General features: G+C 55.4%; 15 protein-coding genes. 7 read left to right on the top strand and 8 right to left on the bottom strand.

The window, feature by feature from the left end; all coding sequences use genetic code 11:
• Positions 1-4: 4 nt before the first annotated feature.
• From SH678x_RS15640 to SH678x_RS15625, 4 genes are read right to left on the bottom strand one after another with little or no spacing between them, the layout of a single operon-like run.
• Positions 5-421: a type II toxin-antitoxin system VapC family toxin gene (locus SH678x_RS15640; RefSeq protein ID WP_496919388.1), complete on the bottom strand. Its 417-nt coding sequence runs from the start codon at positions 419-421 to the stop codon at positions 5-7.
• 15 nt (positions 422-436) lie between these two features.
• Positions 437-637 (bottom strand): hypothetical protein, encoded by a 201-nt coding sequence (locus SH678x_RS15635; RefSeq protein WP_496919387.1) that lies wholly within the window; start codon positions 635-637, stop codon positions 437-439.
• Between the two features lie 56 nt (positions 638-693).
• Positions 694-4,185, bottom strand: a complete 3,492-nt coding sequence (locus tag SH678x_RS15630) for an AAA family ATPase (protein ID WP_496919386.1) — start codon at positions 4,183-4,185, stop codon at positions 694-696.
• Positions 4,186-4,240: 55 nt separating this feature from the next.
• Positions 4,241-5,476 (bottom strand): metallophosphoesterase family protein, encoded by a 1,236-nt coding sequence (locus SH678x_RS15625; protein ID WP_496919385.1) that lies wholly within the window; start codon positions 5,474-5,476, stop codon positions 4,241-4,243.
• Positions 5,477-5,796: 320 nt separating this feature from the next.
• Here SH678x_RS15625 and SH678x_RS15620 point away from each other — a divergent pair, with 320 nt between their 5' ends.
• The 5 genes from SH678x_RS15620 (at position 5,797) to SH678x_RS15600 (ending at position 11,749) form a co-directional block, all read left to right on the top strand.
• Entirely contained in the window at positions 5,797-6,090 is a 294-nt protein-coding gene (locus SH678x_RS15620; protein ID WP_496919384.1) for a hypothetical protein, read from the top strand.
• Positions 6,091-6,281: 191 nt separating this feature from the next.
• On the top strand, positions 6,282-9,683 hold the full coding sequence (ileS, locus tag SH678x_RS15615) for an isoleucine--tRNA ligase (RefSeq protein ID WP_496923076.1): 3,402 nt from the start codon (positions 6,282-6,284) through the stop codon (positions 9,681-9,683).
• The gene (gene purN / locus SH678x_RS15610) at positions 9,680-10,330 is read left to right on the top strand and encodes a phosphoribosylglycinamide formyltransferase (RefSeq protein ID WP_496919383.1); all 651 of its coding nucleotides are present in this window, start codon (positions 9,680-9,682) and stop codon (positions 10,328-10,330) included. Before ileS ends, purN begins: the two co-directional genes overlap by 4 nt.
• Before the next feature lie 31 nt (positions 10,331-10,361).
• Positions 10,362-11,021, top strand: a complete 660-nt coding sequence (locus tag SH678x_RS15605) for a class II aldolase/adducin family protein (RefSeq protein ID WP_496919382.1) — start codon at positions 10,362-10,364, stop codon at positions 11,019-11,021.
• Complete coding sequence (locus SH678x_RS15600; protein ID WP_496919381.1) at positions 11,018-11,749, top strand: PIG-L family deacetylase; 732 nt, start codon at positions 11,018-11,020, stop codon at positions 11,747-11,749. Before SH678x_RS15605 ends, SH678x_RS15600 begins: the two co-directional genes overlap by 4 nt.
• 61 nt (positions 11,750-11,810) lie before the next feature.
• Here the strand turns inward: SH678x_RS15600 and mscL are convergent, their stop codons facing one another.
• From mscL to SH678x_RS15585, 3 genes are read right to left on the bottom strand one after another with little or no spacing between them, the layout of a single operon-like run.
• Entirely contained in the window at positions 11,811-12,206 is a 396-nt protein-coding gene (gene mscL, locus SH678x_RS15595) for a large-conductance mechanosensitive channel protein MscL (protein WP_496919380.1), read from the bottom strand.
• Between the two features lie 57 nt (positions 12,207-12,263).
• Positions 12,264-13,346 carry an RluA family pseudouridine synthase gene (locus SH678x_RS15590; RefSeq protein ID WP_496919379.1) on the bottom strand — a complete coding sequence of 361 codons (1,083 nt, stop codon included), beginning with the start codon at positions 13,344-13,346 and terminating at the stop codon, positions 12,264-12,266.
• Positions 13,343-14,239 (bottom strand): hypothetical protein, encoded by an 897-nt coding sequence (locus SH678x_RS15585; protein ID WP_496919378.1) that lies wholly within the window; start codon positions 14,237-14,239, stop codon positions 13,343-13,345. The genes SH678x_RS15590 and SH678x_RS15585 overlap by 4 nt, the downstream gene beginning before the upstream one ends.
• A 204-nt stretch (positions 14,240-14,443) precedes the next feature.
• Between SH678x_RS15585 and SH678x_RS15580 the strand changes: the two genes are divergently transcribed.
• Positions 14,444-16,417: an ATP-dependent helicase gene (locus tag SH678x_RS15580; RefSeq protein ID WP_496919377.1), complete on the top strand. Its 1,974-nt coding sequence runs from the start codon at positions 14,444-14,446 to the stop codon at positions 16,415-16,417.
• Complete coding sequence (locus tag SH678x_RS15575) at positions 16,418-17,533, top strand: AI-2E family transporter (RefSeq protein ID WP_496919376.1); 1,116 nt, start codon at positions 16,418-16,420, stop codon at positions 17,531-17,533.
• Here the strand turns inward: SH678x_RS15575 and SH678x_RS15570 are convergent, their stop codons facing one another.
• Positions 17,534-19,081, bottom strand: a complete 1,548-nt coding sequence (locus SH678x_RS15570; protein ID WP_496919375.1) for a YifB family Mg chelatase-like AAA ATPase — start codon at positions 19,079-19,081, stop codon at positions 17,534-17,536.
• Positions 19,082-19,288: the final 207 nt, after the last annotated feature.

Genomic DNA, 19,288 nt, shown 5'->3' with positions numbered 1-19,288 from the left:
AGAGTTATTTTGTCCAATCTTCCACCCTCAAGTTAGGAACTTGAGAAAAATCACGCGCATTACGAGTAAGAAGAGTCGGATTATGAGCGATAGCAATCGAGGCAATCTTGCGATCCATGCTGCCAATGCGTATCCGCTTCAGGGATTGATAAACTTCTCCAGCTCTCTCATCAAAATCGAGGACTGGGATCTGACGGTAATTTTCAAGTTGATTTCTTAACCGTCGATATCCCTCAATTTGTTGAGATAAGGAACGCGCACGCGAGATGTATGCCATCCATCCACGGATTTGCTCTTCATAAGTAATAATGGTAGTCACTACTTCGTGGGAATGAGAGTCTGCTAAACGCTCTCGCAGTGGAGCTGATTCTTCACCGCCCCACTCCAATAAACTCATATGATCTGAGTCGAGAATGAGCATGTCAGCGATTTGTAATTAGGTACCACTGTTATTTGTTGAATCGCGATACTGTTTGCCCAGTTTCATCGCCTGCTTGTAAGCTCTGTCTCCGGCAAAAGTGCCGGCGATTCGTTCCCACCAGGGGGCTTGGCTCGTGAGGGATTCCACTTGCTTTTGCAACGTAGCAAGTTCCTTTTCAAGCTCGGAAAGGCGTTGTTCGGTTCTTGTGTCAGACATGCTAATGACCAGTGAGTGATACTGACATTCTATCACAGCGCCTTGGAAATCCTAACTTACGCCCGTCGCGGTTCAAGATGGTCGCGGAACAGGCGGTCGTAGCGAACATCTTCTTCCTCGATCATCCATTCGTAGGTCGTTTCCGCCACGGGAACCGTGTATTCCGTGACCGTAGCTGCTTCGACGGCCACTGGCGTGCGAATCGTTTCCTGCTCGATGCGCTCGGTGAACGGATAGTCGTAGAAATCGACCGGCTCGGGGGCGATGACTTCCTGCACCACGACGCGGCGGGTTTTGCGAGACTTCTTAGCCTTCGGTTCTTCTACGAGAGGAACCTCGTCAACAACTTCTTCTACAACGGGCTCGATGATTACCTCGTCGGGGATGAGTTCGATGGTCTCGCCGAAGCGGTTGGGCAAGCGGCGGCAATCGGCGCTTAAGGCCTTGAACATCTGCCACATATGTTCGTGACAAGTGAAGATCATCAACTGATGACCCCCCGCGGCGAAGTCGACAAGCACTTCGGCGGCGCGCTGCGTGCGCACCGCGTCAAAATTGACTAGCACGTCGTCGAGCACCATGGGGAGTTGAATGCCTCGTTTGGCGTAAGTCGAGACAACCGCCAGTCGAATACTGAGGAACAATTGCTCGCGTGTGCCGCGGCTCAGTACTTCGACGGGAAGTGATTGGCCGGCGGAATTTTCAACGAGCAGAATATCGTCGGCGATGGGGGTCCAAACTCGCACGTATTCGCCGCCCGTGAGTTGCGACAGATAGCGGCTGGCTTCGCTGAGCGTTTCCGGCTGGCGGTGCTTTTCGTAGTGATGCCGCAGGCGTTCGAGCACCCGGCTGACGATGGCATGTTCGCGCCACGCTTGGCGAGCATTGTCGAGTTGCTTTTCCAGGCAACTGAGCTCCAGCTGCCGCTCGACGAGGGAACGGTCCTCGGCGAGCAGTTTTTGCTCGTGCCGACGGGCACCCCGTTGATCGACGAGTGATTTCAGGTCGGTTTGGGCCGCATCGAGTTCGGCAGAGAACTTTTCCCACATCTCGTCGAGCTTGTCGATGTTTTCTGGCGAAAGAAGCGAGGCGAACGTGTCTTCGCTGGCGTGCGTGCCGATGGCCGCAACAATCTCGCGGGATACGCTTTCGCGCTGGGTGCGAAGATTGCGGATTTGTTGGTGCTCTTCAATCATGCGGCGATAACCGACTTCGTCTTCGCAATCGGCGGCATGGAACAACCCTTCACGACGGCGGCGGATGCCGGCCACGGTGCGGCGATGCTCGCGTTCCTGGGCCTTGAGTTCTTTGGCTCGTTCAAACAATTCGGTGCGACGTTCGACACCGGCCAGTTGTTTGTGGCGTTCGGCAATCAAATGCTCCAGTTGATCCACCACCGGCGCCAGCGGTTGTTCATCGGCTTCGGCAGAAGCGGCAGGTTTTGTACCTTCTTTTTTCTTAGGTACGAGCACGCAACCGACTTCCTGGGCGATGTCGTGAATCCGCCGTGATAATGCGGCGTGTTCGCGTTGGCGGGCGACAATCTCCTCGCGACGCAGCGTGACGCGCTCTTCCAAATCACCAAGGGCTGCGAAGCGTTCGGTAACGGCAGCGAATCGCAGGGGATCGAGTTTTTCGGAAATGCCGAGACCCACAAGTTTATTCCGCCAAGCCGTGGAGGCTTTTTCGAAATGGGCCTTGGCCTGTTCAAGCCGCGATTGGGCGCTGGAAACTTCGTGGCCAGCCCGTTTGCGTTGAGCTTCGACAGGCAAAACGTTCTCAAGTTCCGCAAGATGTTTTTCCGCGGCTTGGAGGCGTAAGACCACCGAACCATCAGTGATCGGCAACTCGGCGTCGAGCACTTCTTTTTCACGCTCGGCTTCTTCACGTTGCCGCGATAGCGATTCCATTTGTCGCTGACAGGCTTCCAGTTTGTCGGCCGCGGCATCTTCTGTGAAGAATTTGAAGACAAACATAAATGCGGCCGCAGCAAGACCGACTATGGCAACGATGCCGCCGCTATTTCCGATGGGATTGTTTGGCACCCATAACCACAAACCAACCAAGAGCATCCCCAACACGACGATCGCAAAGGTCCAGCCGAACGCCCACAACGGCATCACCTGATCTTCGAGCAGTTCGTGGCTTTGATGTTCGAGATCGATTTCGTGGCTGCGAGCTTGTTCGAGCCGTTGCTCGACTTGCAAGCGGCGGCGCAGGCGAGCGACCAAATCACTCGCTTCTTCCAGGTCCATTGGCAGGCCGTGGGATTCCCCACCGACAATCGCCGAGTCGATCCGCACTTTGAGCGAACGCTCGTTCTCGGTGAGCGCGTCGACTTCTTTGTTTGCGGAATCGACCTTTTTCTGAGCGGCTTGAATATCTTCGAGCAGCGGTTCGAGGCTTTCAAATTCCGCCGTGGTGAGTTGCTTGAGATGATCGCTCTTCGCAACTCCAAGCGCCGACGCCAAGCGTTCTTGCTCGTTGGTCAGTCGTTTGTTGAGTTCTTTGGCTTCGCCATCAAGATCGTCGATTTGGCGGTCGAGCGAAATCAGCCAATCCCGCTGCTCGGCGAGGGCATCGATGCGGGCAGTATTGTGAACGAGCAATTCGTTGATCCCGAGCCGTTCTGTTTCTTCCCGCAATTGTCGGCGTTGGCCTTCAATAATATCGGCTTCGCGTTGATGCTCTTCCAATTTGCGATTGAGGCCATCGAGCCGCGCGGCGGCATCGTCGGGGAGTTGTACCGCAGTGTTGAATTGCTGTAACTGCGAAGTCAGCTTAGCGCGACGGCGCCAATTTTCTTTCAGACCGACGGCAATTTCGATCGTGCGGGCACGGCGTTCGTGTTCGGCAACCTTGGCTTCCTGGGCTATGATTTCGGCATCGAGTTCGTCGATCCGAATCGCCAGTTGCGACCAGCGGCGGTTCTGCTGCGAAAGCTGCGTGATTTCGCCACGCAAGACCTCACGCCGAGTCAGTAATTGCGCGATGAGCGAATCTTGTTCCCGCCCGGAGAGCAAATCCTTGCGAGTTTTTCGCAGGCCCTGGATCACGTCGTAAAGACTAACGCGGTCGAGTCCCGAGGTGAGTCGGTACAGCCACTCGGCGGCTTGGGTATCGCTCAATGTGTTGAGCTGTTGAATCTCGCCGAGCCCCAAGGCGAAAACGTTCTCATACGTTTTTTCATCGACACCGGCCAGCGATTCGCGGAGCAGCCGATCCCCCGAGGCATGGCCCGCATCATCGATGATCGTCACAAGGCCCAGGTCGTCGTTTCCACGGTCGGCGATGCGTGTAATGTGCATCGCCTGGCCATCTTCCAGCACGCGGAGTGAGCCCCCTGGTCGGCCACCGTTGATCGGCGGCAAGTAGCGGCCGCGACGCTTCGGTGAAACGCCATACAACATGCAGCGCATGAACTGCATGAGCGTGGTTTTGCCCGCTTCGTTGGGCCCGTAGAACGCCGTGAGTTGTGGCGAAAGCCCGCCGAGCTTGAGGTCGTTCCAAACGCCAAAGCCGTCGATGTGTACTTCGGTGATTTTCATTTTGTTGTCCCCGGCGATTCGTCGAATCGCGGCTACTTACTATCAACGCTTGCCACTAACTACTCGCCAGCACTTCTTCACCATCCATCAGGTCGACCCCCAACTTGGACGCCGCCCACAGCAATTGGGCCCGCTCTTCGGGTTGGATCACGGCCACTTCGGCAAACTGAGTTTCACGAAATTCCGCGGGAAGGAATTCTTCGAGTACCAGATCGATCAGCGGGTCGTTTTCGAGCTTGCGGAAATCCCGCAGCAGATCGCCCATGATCGTTTCTTCGTCGACCCATTCCTGCGGCACGTCGAGCGGCGAATCGCATTCAATACCCACGGTCCAAATACTCGGCTTGAGCCTGGCGTAGCGTTCCCGTAGGACTTCGACCATTTTGTCGCTGATGCCGCCGGTGCGAATGTGATTGAGCACGCTGCCACGACCGGTGATGTGCCACGTAATCAGCAATTCGCTGCCGTGGTGTTTCGTTTGCAATTTGCCGATGCGTTCTTCGATTTGCAGCATCAGAGCATCTTCTTCGGTGCCGGCGGTGATCTCGACCTCTTCGGTGATCCAGCGGACGGCATCAGTTGCCACGAAGTTGGTTTTCACATGGCCGGCGTCGTCGACGTAAACCACGGTACAACCGCGCGGGCCTGTTTCGCTTGGATTCCGCCCCTGAGGCGAGCCGCAGTAGTGGGGGATCCCCGGCGATTGATCGACCGTCTGGCGTTGATGCTGGCCGCCCAGGGCCATGTAGTCGACGCGATCCCCTTCAGCGCCCGATGACGCCGCCGTGCCATACGCCACGCCGACGGTGAACAGTCCCAGGGCATCGCGATGAAATCCGGTGTCGTCGGGGGCAATGCCGGGGGTGCGGCTAATCCCCTGAATCCGCGCGATCGGTTTGCCCTCACGCAGCAGATCGATGTTATCGACACGACCCACAGGAAAAATATGGACATTCGACGGGAGTTTCGCACAGGCGGGCCACGTGTCGGGGGCATCTACCTCGCCACAGGCCCAATAGATCGGAATCCCATGATCGGCGAGCCGCTGGAATTGATCGCGGAGAAACACGACCGCCCGCGGGCCGGCGAGTTCGCAATTCAATAAGTCGCCGGAAAGGAGCAGGGCATCGGCGTTTTCGGCAAGGGCCGTCTCGAACACGTGCCGGGCCGCGTTAAAAGGGGCTTCAAGAAACAGTTCGCGCATTGCAGCGGGAACTTCGGCCACGCCCCCAAGCGGGCGTTCCAGGTGAAAATCGCTGGCATGAACGAAGCGGAGCGGGGGATGCGACATCGGTGCCTCCTTGCGGCCGACGGAAAACGTACAATTTGCCGGGCAACGCGGTGCGGCGCGGCTGGAGGTCGAGTCTACCCCGAATCGCTGATTTCACCAACTTCAGCTTGTGCGTGGGGTATGCTTCCAGCACATCGCTTCTGGAGGCAGGCAGAATGCCTACCCCGCGGCAGAACTTGACAAGGACGCCTGTCGTGCGGCAGAATCCGCCCCTACAATTAAGCCAGGCCAATTAAAGGCCCCGCACGACACGAGTTAGGTCGTTGCCGGTGAACATGTTGGGTTGATTTGAAGTCGTACTAATTAGGTAGGTGGAACAGATGGGTTTGGGATTGCTAGCACCGGGTTTGACCGACACCAACACGAACGACGAGAGCGAAGCCTGGAAGCGGGGTTGGTCGCCCTCGACGCTTGTTGCCGATGCGGACGACCCGTTCGATGACTTCGACGACGACGATTTCGATGACGACTTCGACGACGACTTTGAAGAAGATTGGGAAGACGATCTGAAAGAAGACGTCGAGTTCCCCGACAACTTTGATGGCGACAGTGACGACGCCGACGTAGACGACGAGTCGCCGTTTAGCGACGATCCCGACTTCGACGACGAATGAGAATAAGTCGCTGATGAACGCGGATTTAACAGATTAGCGCGGATGAAAAACTAATAGTCAAAATCAATCCGCGAATATTCGCCTAATCCGCGCTAATCTGCGTTCTATGTATTCGCAGGACCAGTATCGCGAGCCAGACAATTGCGGGTCGTTGTTACTGTCTCAGTTTGACATTTGACCCCATGGACGCGATGTTTCCCACGATTGATAAGAACGAAGGTTTTCCGCAGCGTGAGTTGGCCGTTGGTGCGTTTTGGAAAGAGCACGAAATCTATGCCAAGTCGTTAGCCGCCCGCGATGGTGCTCCGGCGTTTGTGTTCTACGAAGGCCCCCCCACGGCCAATGGCATGCCACACCCGGGGCATTGCCTCACGCGGGCCATCAAGGACCTGTTCCCTCGCTACAAGACGATGCGCGGCTACCGCTGCGAACGCAAAGCGGGGTGGGATACGCACGGTCTGCCCGTGGAAGTGGAAGTCTGCAAAGAGATGGGCATCCACTCGAAGGAGGAGATCGAAGCCTTCGGGATCGAGCCGTTCATCCAAAAATGCCAACAAAGCGTGTGGCGGTACATGCAGGAATGGCGGCGACTCACCGAGCGGCTCGGCTTTTGGGTCGATCTTGATGCGGCGTACGTCACCTATCACCAAAGCTACATCGAGAGCGTCTGGTGGAGCCTCAAAAATCTGTTTGACCGCGGGCTCCTCTATCGCGGGCACAAAATCGTCTGGTGGTGGGCCCAGGGGGGCACGGCTCTTTCAGCGGGCGAAGTGGGGCAGGGCTATCGGCAGGTGGCCGACCCGAGCGTGTATGTGAAGTTTCCGCTGTTGGATGATGACGGCAAAGAAACGGATACATCGCTGCTGGTGTGGACGACGACACCTTGGACATTGCCAAGCAATCAATTCGCGGCGGTACATCCCGATTTAGAGTACTCCGTCGTTGTTGATAACCACGAAGGCACAAAGCCACAAAGATTGATCATTGCTTCGGCGCTCGTTGAAACGATTGCCGCGAAAGTAAAGCGTGAATTCACGGTTGAGGAAACGCTTAAAGGTAGTGAGCTTATTGGTAAGCGTTATTTGCCACCGTTTAACGGCTATTACAGCGCAAATTCCAAATCGGAATGGCATCTTGTTGAAGCAGATTTTGTAACAACGGACAGTGGCTCGGGTGTAGTCCATCAAGCACCTGCGTTTGGTGAAGTTGACTACGATGTGCTTGTTGCACAGCAAGCAAAGAACCCATCTAATCCGCCGAAACTCATCAATGCTGTCGCCCCCGACGGTAAGTTCACCGACGAAGGGCCTGAGTATTGTCGTGGTCGCTGGGTCAAAGATTGCGACAAGGATATCATTCGCGATCTTAAGACTCGCGGGCTGTTGTTTCATCAAGAACAATATCTCCACGATTACCCCTTCTGCTGGCGTGCGGAAGAAGATCCGCTGATTCAGTATCCCCGCGAGAGTTGGTTCATTCGGACGACCGAATACAAGGACCAAATGCTCGCCAACAATGCGAAGATCAATTGGCTTCCCGAGCATATTCGCGACGGACGCTTCGGCAAGTTTTTGGAATCGAACGTCGACTGGGCCCTGTCTCGGGAACGCTATTGGGGCACGCCGCTGCCGATTTGGGTGTGCAGTGAAACCGGGAAGATGGAAGCGGTGGGGAGTTACGAGGAATTGCTCGCTAAGCCGCAAGCGGCTGGGTTTGAGGTTTGGGAGGCGGCGAAAGCGGCGAATCCGGAGCTTCCTGATGATCTGCGGATCCATAAGCCCTACATCGACGCGGTCACTTATGACTCGCCCTATGCCAAAGGCGCCCGAATGGAGCGCGTCACCGAAGTGATTGACTGCTGGTACGACAGCGGCGCGATGCCGTTCGCCCAATGGGGTTACAAAGGCGAGCCGTCAGCGCCCGGAGTGGCCGAACAATTCCATTCGCAATTCCCCGCCGACTTCATCAGCGAGGCCATCGATCAAACACGCGGTTGGTTCTACAGCCAATTGGCGATCAGCACGATGCTTTTCGCAAAGGCGGAAGGGGGAGAGGGGAAGGGGGATACTCCGCCTTCCGACTTCCCCCCTCCGCCTTATCCCCATCCGTTTAAGAATTGCATCGTGCTGGGTCTGATGCTCGGTGAAGACGGCCAGAAGATGTCCAAGAGCAAGCGGAACTACCGCGAGCCGAATGAGATCTTCGATAAATATGGTGCCGACGCCTTGCGGTGGTATCTGTTTGCCAATCAACCTCCCTGGACGTCGATCCGCTACAGTGAAGAGGCGATCAAGGACAGTATTCCCGAGTTCCTGTTGCGTTTGTGGAATGTGTACAGCTTCTTCACGATCTACGCGAACATCGATGGATTCAACCCTGCCGACGAGCTCGCTTCAGCGAGCGGCGGCACGGTGCAACTCACCCCCAACGACTTTGCCCATGCGAAATCATACCGCCCAGTTGCGAAACGCAATGAACTCGATCGCTGGGTTTTAGGCGAACTCCACGCCACCTGCGCGGCAGTCGTCGAGCGGATGGATGCCTACGACAACTACGGAGCCTGTCAGGCGATCACGGCGTTTGTCGATGGTTTGTCGAATTGGTACGTGCGGCGAAGTCGCGACCGCTATTGGGCGAAGGAGACCCGCAGCACCGACAAACTCGACGCGTATTGGACGCTCTACGAATGCTTGACCACAACCAGCAAATTGATCGCCCCGTTTGTGCCGTTTTTGGCCGAGAAACTGTGGCGGGATTTGGCGGTGGCAATCTTCAACGATTCCGTGCCTGAGAGCGTGCATCTTTGCGATTATCCCCTGGGTGATGCGAAGTTCGATAAAGCCCTTTCGGAACAAATGGATTTGGTGCGATTGATCACCTCACTGGGCCGGCAGGCTCGCAGCGCCGCGGAGCTCAAGGTGCGGCAACCGCTCGCCAAGGTGGAGGTGATTCTGGCTGATGTGACGCATCGCAAGTGGCTCGAAGAACACGCGGCCGTGATTGCCGAGGAACTCAACGTCAAAGCGGTCGAATTCGCCGATACGCCTGAGAAGTATGTCGATCACGAAGTGCTGCCGAATTTTAAATTGTTGGGACCCAAACTTGGCAAGTTGTTGCCCAAGTTGAAGGGCGTGTTGGCTCAGCAAAGTGGCTCGGAGTTGCTGGCGAACATTCGCGACAATGGCAAGATCGATTTGGAGATTGATGGCCAACAGGTCGCCCTCACGGCCGAGGAAGTCGAAATTCGCATCAAAGCCAAACCGGGTTGGGCCGCGGCGAATGACAAGGGCGTGGTCGTGGTGTTGGCGACGGAAATCACCGAGGAGTTGTTAGCCGAAGGCATCGGTCGTGACGTCGTGCGGGTGATTCAGGATATTCGCAAGGAGATCAACTGCGAGTTTACAGCACGCATCGAGATAGGCATCGTGACCGATGACGAATCAGTGAGCAAGGCTGTCGAGATGTTTTGCGATTACATCATCGGCGAAACATTGGCCAACAGTCTCGTATTGGAATCACTCAAAGGCATCGAACCGGTAATCACGAAGATCGGCAATGCCGAGGTGAGTGTTTACGTGCGGGTGGACCAATGAGCCGCACGTCCGTCGAATCCATCAAGATCGCTGTCCTCATTTCCGGTGGTGGGCGTACGCTCAAAAATTTGTTGGACCTAGCCGCGGAGGAGAAGGGACTGCCCGTCGACGTGCGGTTGGTAGTTTCCAGCAGTACGAAAGCCGTCGGGTTACAATTCGCCACGGCCGCGAACATCGAGACGGCGATTTTCGACCGCAAGAAATTTGCAACTGACGTTGAGTACGGCGATGCGATCTTTGCTGCTTGTCGGAACGCGGGTGTCGATTACGTCGTGATGGCGGGTTTTTTGAAATTGGCCCCCGTGCCGGAAGATTTTACGAACCGCGTGGTGAATATTCATCCCTCGTTGATTCCGTCGTTCTGTGGCCCGGGCATGTATGGCCAGCATGTTCATCAAGCCGTGATCGATTGCGGCGTGAAGGTGACTGGCTGCACCGTGCATTTCGTCGATAATGAATACGACAACGGGCCGATCATTTGGCAGCAGCCCGTGCCGGTGTTTGACGACGACACGGCTGATTCGCTGGCAGCGCGGGTGTTCAGCGTGGAAAAAGAGGCCCTGCCCCATGTGCTGAAGTTAATCGCTGGCGGCAAGATTCGCGTGGAAGGTCGTCGGGTGATCATTGGTGGAGCGAAACACGGTTAATGGCGTTAAACGCGAGCGGCGATCATTCAACATGGACAAAATCGAGTCGATCAAAGCCGAGATTTGTGCCATAGGCCAGCGGATGTGGCAACGCGAACTCGTGGCCGGCAGCGACGGCAACATCAGCGTGCGGCTCAACGACGAGCAGATACTCTGCACGCCTACGATGTGTTCGAAGGGCTTCATGGAGCCGCGGGATATTTGCTTGGTCGACATGAACGGCCAGCAATTTTCCGGTGATAAACGCTGCTCGAGTGAAGTCCTATTGCATCTTGAAATTCTGAAGGCACGGCCCGATGTGATGAGCGTTGTGCATTGCCATCCGCCGCACGCGACGGCCTTCGCCATCGCGGGTCGACCCGTGCCGATGGGAACGATGGCCGAGGCCGATGTTTTTCTGGGCGAAGTGCCCATTGTGCCCTACGAGACGCCAGGAACGATTGAGTTTGCGCGCAAGATTTTACCCTTCGTGGATAAGTCCAATGCGTGTTTGCTCGCCAATCATGGGGCGGTCACGTTTGGAACGAGCTTGCAGTTGGCTTATAACTTGATGGAAGTACTGGATGCGTACTGCAGAATCCTATTTCTCGCGGGACAGTTAGGTTCGACGCAGCCGATATCCCAAGAATCGCGAGAACAATTGGCACGGATTCGAGAGGACAGCGGCTTTTGGCCCGCGCGAAAAGCATGACCAACAGCGAAGTGGAACAACTCGACGTGATTGCCGTGGGGGCTCACCCCGACGACGTAGAAATCGGTTGCGGTGGAACGCTCGCCAAATTGGTGCAGCAAGGCTATCGCGTGGGGATCATCGATCTCACCGATGGCGAACCCACCCCAGGATCATCAGGACCGGAAGAACGTCTGGCTGAAGCGAAGGCGGCGGCTTCGATTCTTGGAGTACAAGTGCGGCTGACGCTCGATTTGCCCAACCGCAAGCTGTTCGATTCCTATGAAGCGCGGGTGAAGCTGGCGATTGAGTTCCGTCGTTATCGGCCAAGGTTGGTGATCGGGCTGGGCGAGAAAACGCCGATGGCATCTCCCGACCATTGGCAAGCGATGCAAATCACCGATGCGGCCGTGTTCTATTCGCGGCTCACGAAGTGGGATGTCGACTTCACGAATCTGCCGCCCCATTCGATTGCCGCGCAGATGTATTACACGTTGGAATCGCATCGCGCGAATCCGATGGAGGGGGCAGGGCAGATTGTTGTCGATATCAGCGACACGCTCGAAGCGAAGCTCAATGCGGTGCGCTGTTATAAAACTCAATTCCCGGCTGCAAAGCAATACATTTATCCGCGAATCGAATCGATGGCCGCGAATTACGGCTATATGGCGGGCTTCGCGGCGGGCGAACTGTTGATCAGCCCGCGCACGCTGGGCACCTCTGATCTCATGCAGACCATCTTTGAATAATTGAGAACCACAAAGGCACTAAGGACACAAAGATTTCTTAGTGCCCTTTGTGTCTTCGTGGTTAACTCTTCTTCGCAAGTTGATCGCGAATTTCGCGGAGGAGCAAAATCTCCTCGGAGGGCGGCGCGGGGGCTGCTTCTTCTTTTTTCTTGAGCGTGTTCATGAGTTTGATGACGAGGAACAGCACAAAGGCCACGATCAAGAAATTGAGCAGTGCTTGTAGGACGGAGCCGTAACCAATGCTTGGTGCGGCAACGCCTTCGGCCAGTTCGGGCACTGGCAGAGTAAACACTTTGTCTTTGAAATCGACGCCACCTTGCAGATAGCCGATAATCGGAGTGATAACCTTACTGACGATTTCGGTGACGATCAGACCGAACGCCCCGCCGATGACAACGCCCACCGCCATATCGACGACATTGCCGCGCATGGCGAACTCTTTGAATTCTTTGATCATGCCCAAGTTTCAGTCTCCTGTTTGGCTAGCGAACGGCAGCGATAAGATGCGGTTAACTTAGGCTTTTTGCGAAGCTTCACGCAAGAGCACAAGCACGCTTTCGAGATCGGCGGGCAGCTCGGCGCGGAATTCCAGGCGTTCGCTGGTGAGCGGATGCGAGATCCGCAAAATCTGGGCGTGCAAGGCTTGCCGGTCGAGCACAATCTCCGCGGGCGTGCGGTTGGGGGCCAATTGCTTCATGCGCGTCATGTTGCGCAGTTCTTCGATCGTGAGCCTAGCGCGGCCGCCGTAGAGTTTGTCGCAGAGCACGGGGCAGCGAATCGATTCAAGGTGCAGCCGGATTTGGTGGGTGCGGCCCGTCTTGGGAAAGCAACGTATGTACGCAAAGCCACGGAAGCGCTCTTCGACTTCGTAAAAAGTTTGGGCGGCTCGGCTGGTGGAATGGTTGGCCAAAAGCGTCATCTTTTCGCGGTGCGACGGATGATTCGCGATGGGGATATCAATGATGTCGCGGTCACGGTCGGGAGATCCAAGCACGATGGCGAGATATTCCTTTTCGACGGTGCGATTCTGAAATTGCTCGGCGAGATCCATGTGGGCAGAGTCGGTTTTGGCCACGACCATGACGCCGCTGGTATCGCGATCGAGACGATGAACGATGCCGGGGCGAATCGCGCCGCCATATTGGCTCAGCTCACCAAAGTGATGAACCAGCGCACTGGCCAGTGTGCCCGACCAATGGCCACGCGCGGGATGAACAACCATGCCCGGCGGTTTATTGACGACGGCGATGGCTTCGTCTTCGTAGAGAATATCGAGCGGGATTGGCTCGGGCTCGGGACCAACCGCTGGAGGCGCAGGCAATGTGAAATCGATCTTTTGACCGGCTTCAACTCGTAGGGCAGCTTTCTCAGAAATTCCATCGACGAGAGTCTTGCCGGTATCGATGCCGCGCTTAATCCTCATTCGGCTCGTGTGAGGAATCTGCGCGGTGATAAATACGTCGAGACGCTGACCGGCGGCTTCTGCCGGTACAACGAACGAAAATTGTTGTTCGGCTGTGGCGCCGGCGGGACTGACGAGAGGAAAATCCTCGGCGTCATCATCCGCGGGGAGTAGCTCGACTTCGTCCGGTTTCATGGACTTGTCTGTTCGTCGGCGGGCTTGTCGGCAGATGCTTCTTCGACTTTTTCCTCGATCACTTCGGAAACTTCGTCAACAGGAGGCTCCGTGGTCGTGGGAGCGGCTTCTTCCGTTTCTTCGTAGCGATCGACTTCAGCCGCACCGATGTCTCCGCCAATGATTTCTTCCAATGTGCGGGTGTCGCTGGTGGGTGTGCTGTTTGGAGCTGCCGCTGGAACTTCGGCATCGAAGTCAGGTTTCGTTCCTAATGCCGCACCCCCAGTGGCAGGTGTTTCACGCTTGGGAAGTTCAGCCGTGGCGAGCCATTCACACGCAGCATCCACATCCGCTGAATCAAGTTGTTCGGCCCGCGCGGTTGCAATGGTTGCGAGGTCACCTTTGACCTTGCCGTAGGCTTCGCGAGCCTCTTTGACTTTGCCTTGCATTTCGAGAACTTGGGCAATGCCATAGCGAGCACGATCTTGCAGTTGAGCGTTGCCAGCTCCCGCGGCCATCTCCTTATAGACAGGAAGAATTTGTTCGAGTCGCTTATTGGTTGTTGTGCGGTCCGTGAGATAGGATTGCGAAGCCAACAGAAGCTGGCGATCGCTCCAAGCGAGATAGGCCCACTCGGGAACTGGCGTACCGGCGAATTCTTCATTCTCAGCAAGCAGTTTCATCGAGTTGAGTTCGGGATCGCCGGAATAGCTGGCGAGCGTAAATTCCGTCCAGGCTTCGTTCTCAGTCGCTGAGTTAGCGCTGCCCCAAGACGAAGCTATGTAGCCAAGGACAACCAGCCCGAGGACGACCAAAGCTATTTGGGAGGCGTAGGGCTTAGCGCGGTCAATAAAATCTTGCACTTGGACGGCAAGTTGGTTGGTTTCCAGATCGTGGCGGCGTTCGGATTTCATGGCGTCGGCAATCAATCAAAGTAAGAGGGAGGGCACGGTTCTGGCCGCGCGATAATACCGAAGTGTAGAAATTGTCAGCGGTTAGCGTCAAGGCGGCTCCGCTAGCGGCAAGGCTCGGCCCAACGTCAAGTCCTTTTCTCGCCCTACGAAGAGGGCTACTATCCAAGGTTCCGCCTGCCCGAGCCTAGCCAAATAACTGCTGCCATGTCCGATAAACTCAATCCGCCACAACGCGAAGCGGTCCAGACGCTCTCTGGGCCCCTCTTGGTGCTGGCGGGAGCGGGAACCGGCAAAACTCGCGTCGTGACGTACCGAATTGCGGAATTGATTCGTCGAGGCACGAAACCGGACCGGATCCTGGCGGTGACGTTCACCCGCAAAGCGGCCGGCGAAATGCAGGAACGCGCCAGCCACCTTCTGGGACCCAAAAAGAAACTGCAAGCTCGTCCGTTCATAGCGACCTTTCATTCGCTCTGTGTGAAAGTCCTGCGGCGGCACATTGATAAACTGGGCTATCCCAAACAGTTCGTGATATGCGATCGCGGGGATCAAGAGGGGGAAGCCCGCGCTGCGCTGCGTGAAATTCGCTGCCCCGACGAATCGCTGAAGCCAGGCGATTTGCTCGCGATTGTCAGCCAATGGAAGAACAAATGCTACGAACCGTCGCGCGCGGCGTCGGTGGCTGAAAGTGATAAGGAACATCTGGCCGCGGCGGCGTATCGACGCTACCAGGAACATTTAAAGACCAAGGGAATGGTCGATTTCGACGATCTCCTGCTGCTCACGCAAAAATTGTTCGCCAAGTTTGCGACCGTCCGCCGCGATGAAGCTGGCCTCTTCGACCACGTGCTGATCGACGAGTATCAAGACACGAATCAAAGTCAATACCAGATCGTGAAAGGGCTGGCGATGGGACATCGCAATCTTTGCGTCGTGGGGGACGATGACCAATCGATTTATGGTTGGCGCGGTGCGGAAGTTCAGCACATTCTGAGTTTCCAAAAGGATTGGCCTGACGCGAAAATTGTGCGGCTCGAGGACAACTATCGATCGACGGCCGCGATCTTGAATTATGCGAATACGCTGATTGCCTTCAATCGTCTACGGCACGACAAAGTGCTGCGCGCGGCGCGACCCAATGGCCAGCGGCCGCGTATCATGCAACTGCAAGACGAAACGGAAGAAGCCGAGCAAGTCGTGGCTGACATCAAACGGCAACTGGAGGAACCAGGAGTACGGGCGAAAGACTTTGCCATCCTTTGCCGCACGAACGAACAACCGCGGGCCTTTGAAACAGAACTTCGCCGTGTGAAACTGCCTTACATTCTGTTGGGAGGAATGAGCTTTTTCGATCGCAAGGAAATTCGCGATTTGCTTGCCTACTTGAAGGTGATTGAAAATCCGCGCGATGAACCTTCGCTGTTGCGCATCATTAACACCCCCGCGCGGAATATCGGTGCGTCGACAGTGAAGCAATTGGTCAGTACCGCGACGAGCAAAGGAAAAACAGTTTGGGAAGTCATATCCGAGGCAAGCACGATCGGTATTAACGCTACGGCGGCGGAGGCCGTGCAGAAGTTTAAGCAACTCGTTCTTTCCCTGCAGAAGGCCAAAGAGAAGCTGGCCATTGCCGAATTGGTGAACGAAGTGATTGCCGAAACCGGCTATCGCCGGGAAATCGATCGGCAGTACCCCGATCCGAATGATCGCGAGGCCCGCACGGCTTCGCTTGAAGAAATCGTCAACGCCGCGGCTTCGTACGAGGCTCATTCGAAAACACCAAGCTTGCAGGAATTCCTGGATGACATCGCTCTGGGTGGGCGCGATAGCAGCGAGGATAAAGAGAACCAACTCCAAAACAATGCCATTGCGCTGATGACGTTGCATTCGGCCAAGGGATTGGAGTTTCCTTATGTTTATATGGTGGGGATGGAAGAAGGCATCCTGCCGCACAAACGGTCGGTCGAAATCGAAGGGGATGCGATCGATGAAGAGCGGCGTCTATGCTATGTGGGCGTGACTCGTGCGCAAGAGCAATTGACGATGTCATTTGCACTCACCCGACGGAAGTGGGGCAAGCCACGTGAAACGGTGCCGAGTCGGTTTTTGTATGAGATGACAGGCCAGGCGGAGAATGCCCGGAAGAAAGTTAAAGCGGGTGGCACGAAGCGTCACTAAGTGAATCAACGGCCAATTAAATACCTGGAGCGAGAGACAATGTCTGAATCAATACCAGGCTCAAATAGTATTACAAATGCTTCGAAGCCATCTGGCACGCGTTTTGTTGTTTCAGCACTCATCTTTGTTGCCATCGTGGCGATAGGCATCGTGAGTTGGAAGCTTTCCGCAGTGTTGCTGCTTTGCTTTGGCGCGGTGCTTCTGGCTATTTTCTTGCGAGCCGTTGCCGAGTTGACTGCCAAAGTGACTGGCTTGTCCTATGGATGGTCGCTGGCAATTTCTCTCGTTGTCTTGGTGTTAGCAATGGGATCGGGGCTCTATGTGAGTGGAGATCCTGTGGCCGAGCAGTTGACGATGTTAGCTGAAGAGCTTCCCCGCTCTTGGGAAAAAACGGCCGAAAAGATTCGTGAGTATTCATGGGGCGAACGACTCCTAGAAAAATTGCCCCATTCAACCGACGATCTACCGCTTGAAGGTGAAGATGTCGCCAGCTATGCGACTGATGTTGTTAGCTCATTGACCGGGATTCTCAGCACGTCCTTAGTTATTCTTTTTCTTGCACTTTACCTAGCCGTTGATCCAGCGACTTATTGGCAAGGACTGATCCGGCTCTTTCCGGTTTCAAACCGTGAGCGGCTTACGGAAGTTCTCCATGACTTGCATGAGGCTTTGCGTTGGTGGCTTTTAGGCACTCTTGTTTCGATGTTCGTTGTCGGGTGCTTGACGACCCTTGGATTGTGGCTGCTAGGCATTCCCCTGCCCGTCGCTCTAGGTGTTATCGCGGCGTTGTTAACGTTTATTCCTAACATTGGGCCAGTGCTCTCGGCTCTGCCAGCTTTGTTGCTCGCGTTCGTCGAATCGCCGACTATGGCGATGTACGTAGCAATTTTGTATTTGTCGATTCAGACCATTGAGAGCTATCTGATCACACCTATGATTCAACAACGCACCGTCTCACTGCCACCCGCTTTGACACTTGTGGCACAAGTTGCGCTGGGTCTCTTGCTGGGTGCGGCAGGGTTAGTGTTAGCCACGCCACTACTCGTCGTTGTTATTGTGTTGGTCACGAAACTTTATATTGAAGACACTCTAGAAAATAAAAAAGCGATTCGATAATCAACTCCAAAACTGACGATCCAACATGCGGTAGTTGATCGCTTCGCTAATATGTTCGACGCCTATATTCTCCGCACCGTCGACGTCGGCAATCGTGCGAGCCACTCGCAAGACTTTATCATGGGCACGGGCCGAGAGTCCCAGTTGATCGACGCTTTGCTCCAACAGTTTTTGGCACGTTGCATCAAGCGGACACTTTTCGCGTAGTTGCCGGGATGTCATTTGTGCATTCGTTCGCGTTGTCGTGCCGACAAAGCGTTCGGTTTGTCGTGCGCGAGCCTGGAGCACCGCTTCCTTCATGGCGTCGCTGCTCGTGCCAAGGGATTTTGAAGAAAGCTCGCCGTAAGGCACGGCGGGGACTTCAATATGAATGTCGATTCGATCCAATAACGGGCCAGAAATTTTACTCATATACCGTTCAATTTGAGGAATCGTGCAATGACATTCACGGCGGCGATCATTGCGATAACCGCAGGGGCAGGGATTGAGTGACGCGACGAGCATGAAATCCGCTGGGAATTCACTTGAACTGAGCGCACGACTGATCGAGACTCGGCCGTCTTCGAGCGGTTGCCGCAGGACTTCCAGAGTTTGACGGTGAAACTCGGGGAGTTCGTCCAAAAACAAAACGCCGTTGTGCGCAAGGCTGATTTCACCCGGCGATGGAACGGAACCGCCCCCCACGAGACCGGCGTTGCTGATCGTATGATGCGGCGCGCGATAAGGTCTGCGAGCAAGCAGCGGTTTGCCATGAGGCAGTTTGCCCATGGCGCTATAGATGCGAGTCGTTTCAATCGATTCCTCGGCACTTAGTCCAGGCAGAATACTCGGCACCCGCTTGGCGAGCATAGTTTTACCGGAACCAGGGGGGCCGACCATGAGCAGATTGTGGTTGCCAGCCGCTGCAAGGGTGATCGCACGCTTGGCCATTTCCTGTCCGCGGACGTCGGCAAAGTCGACTTCGTAGCCGCCCAACTGTTCGAATAATTCTTCCAGCTGCGATGGAGTCGGTTCTATGGGCAGATGCCCAGCAAAAAATGCGGCGGCTTGCGCAAGACTGTCGACCGCCACGACTTCGATATTTTCAACGACAGCCGCCTCGGCGGCGTTGGCTGTGGGGACAACGATGCCGCGCATACGCTTTTTGCTTCCCAGGCCGGCGGCAGACATGGCCATCGAGAGCGCACCTTTGACGGGTCGCGTGTTGCCATCAAGTGCAAGCTCTCCGGCAACGGCATATTGGTCGAATAAATCAGATTCAAGTTGCCCACTCGCGGCGAGCAACCCCAGGGCAATTGACAAATCGAAGGATGCAGCTTGTTTTGGAAGTTCTGCCGGGGCCAAATTTATTACCACCCTGTTTTGTGGTCGTACATACCCGCTGTTCACGAGGGCACGCTCGATACGGTGCGTGCTTTCCTTTACTGCGGCTTCGGGGAGGCCGACGAGCAACACCTTCGGCATGGCGGCAGGTGAGACATCGACTTCCACTTCGACAGGGATCGCATCGATCCCCAACAGCGATAAAGTATGCAATTTCGCGAGCACTACGCACCTCCCCGGCAGGTAATTGGCCAATAGGTGACAAATGTTCACATAATATGCCGGGGGTATTTTGAGAATGCAATATAAAAATAAGAATTTCTTGTGGTTAAACTGATACGTAGCCAAGAAACAGGTTTCATTGAATACCGTGGAACATATCCGCGGAGCTTGTCGCAACCCCGGGCGAAATGCACAATCGGTGTGTTGGTA

It is taken from the genome of Bythopirellula superficialaquae, from assembly GCF_059632245.1.
Note: the sequence above shows the minus strand (reverse complement) of the source record. Positions and strands in the feature narration are given on the sequence as shown.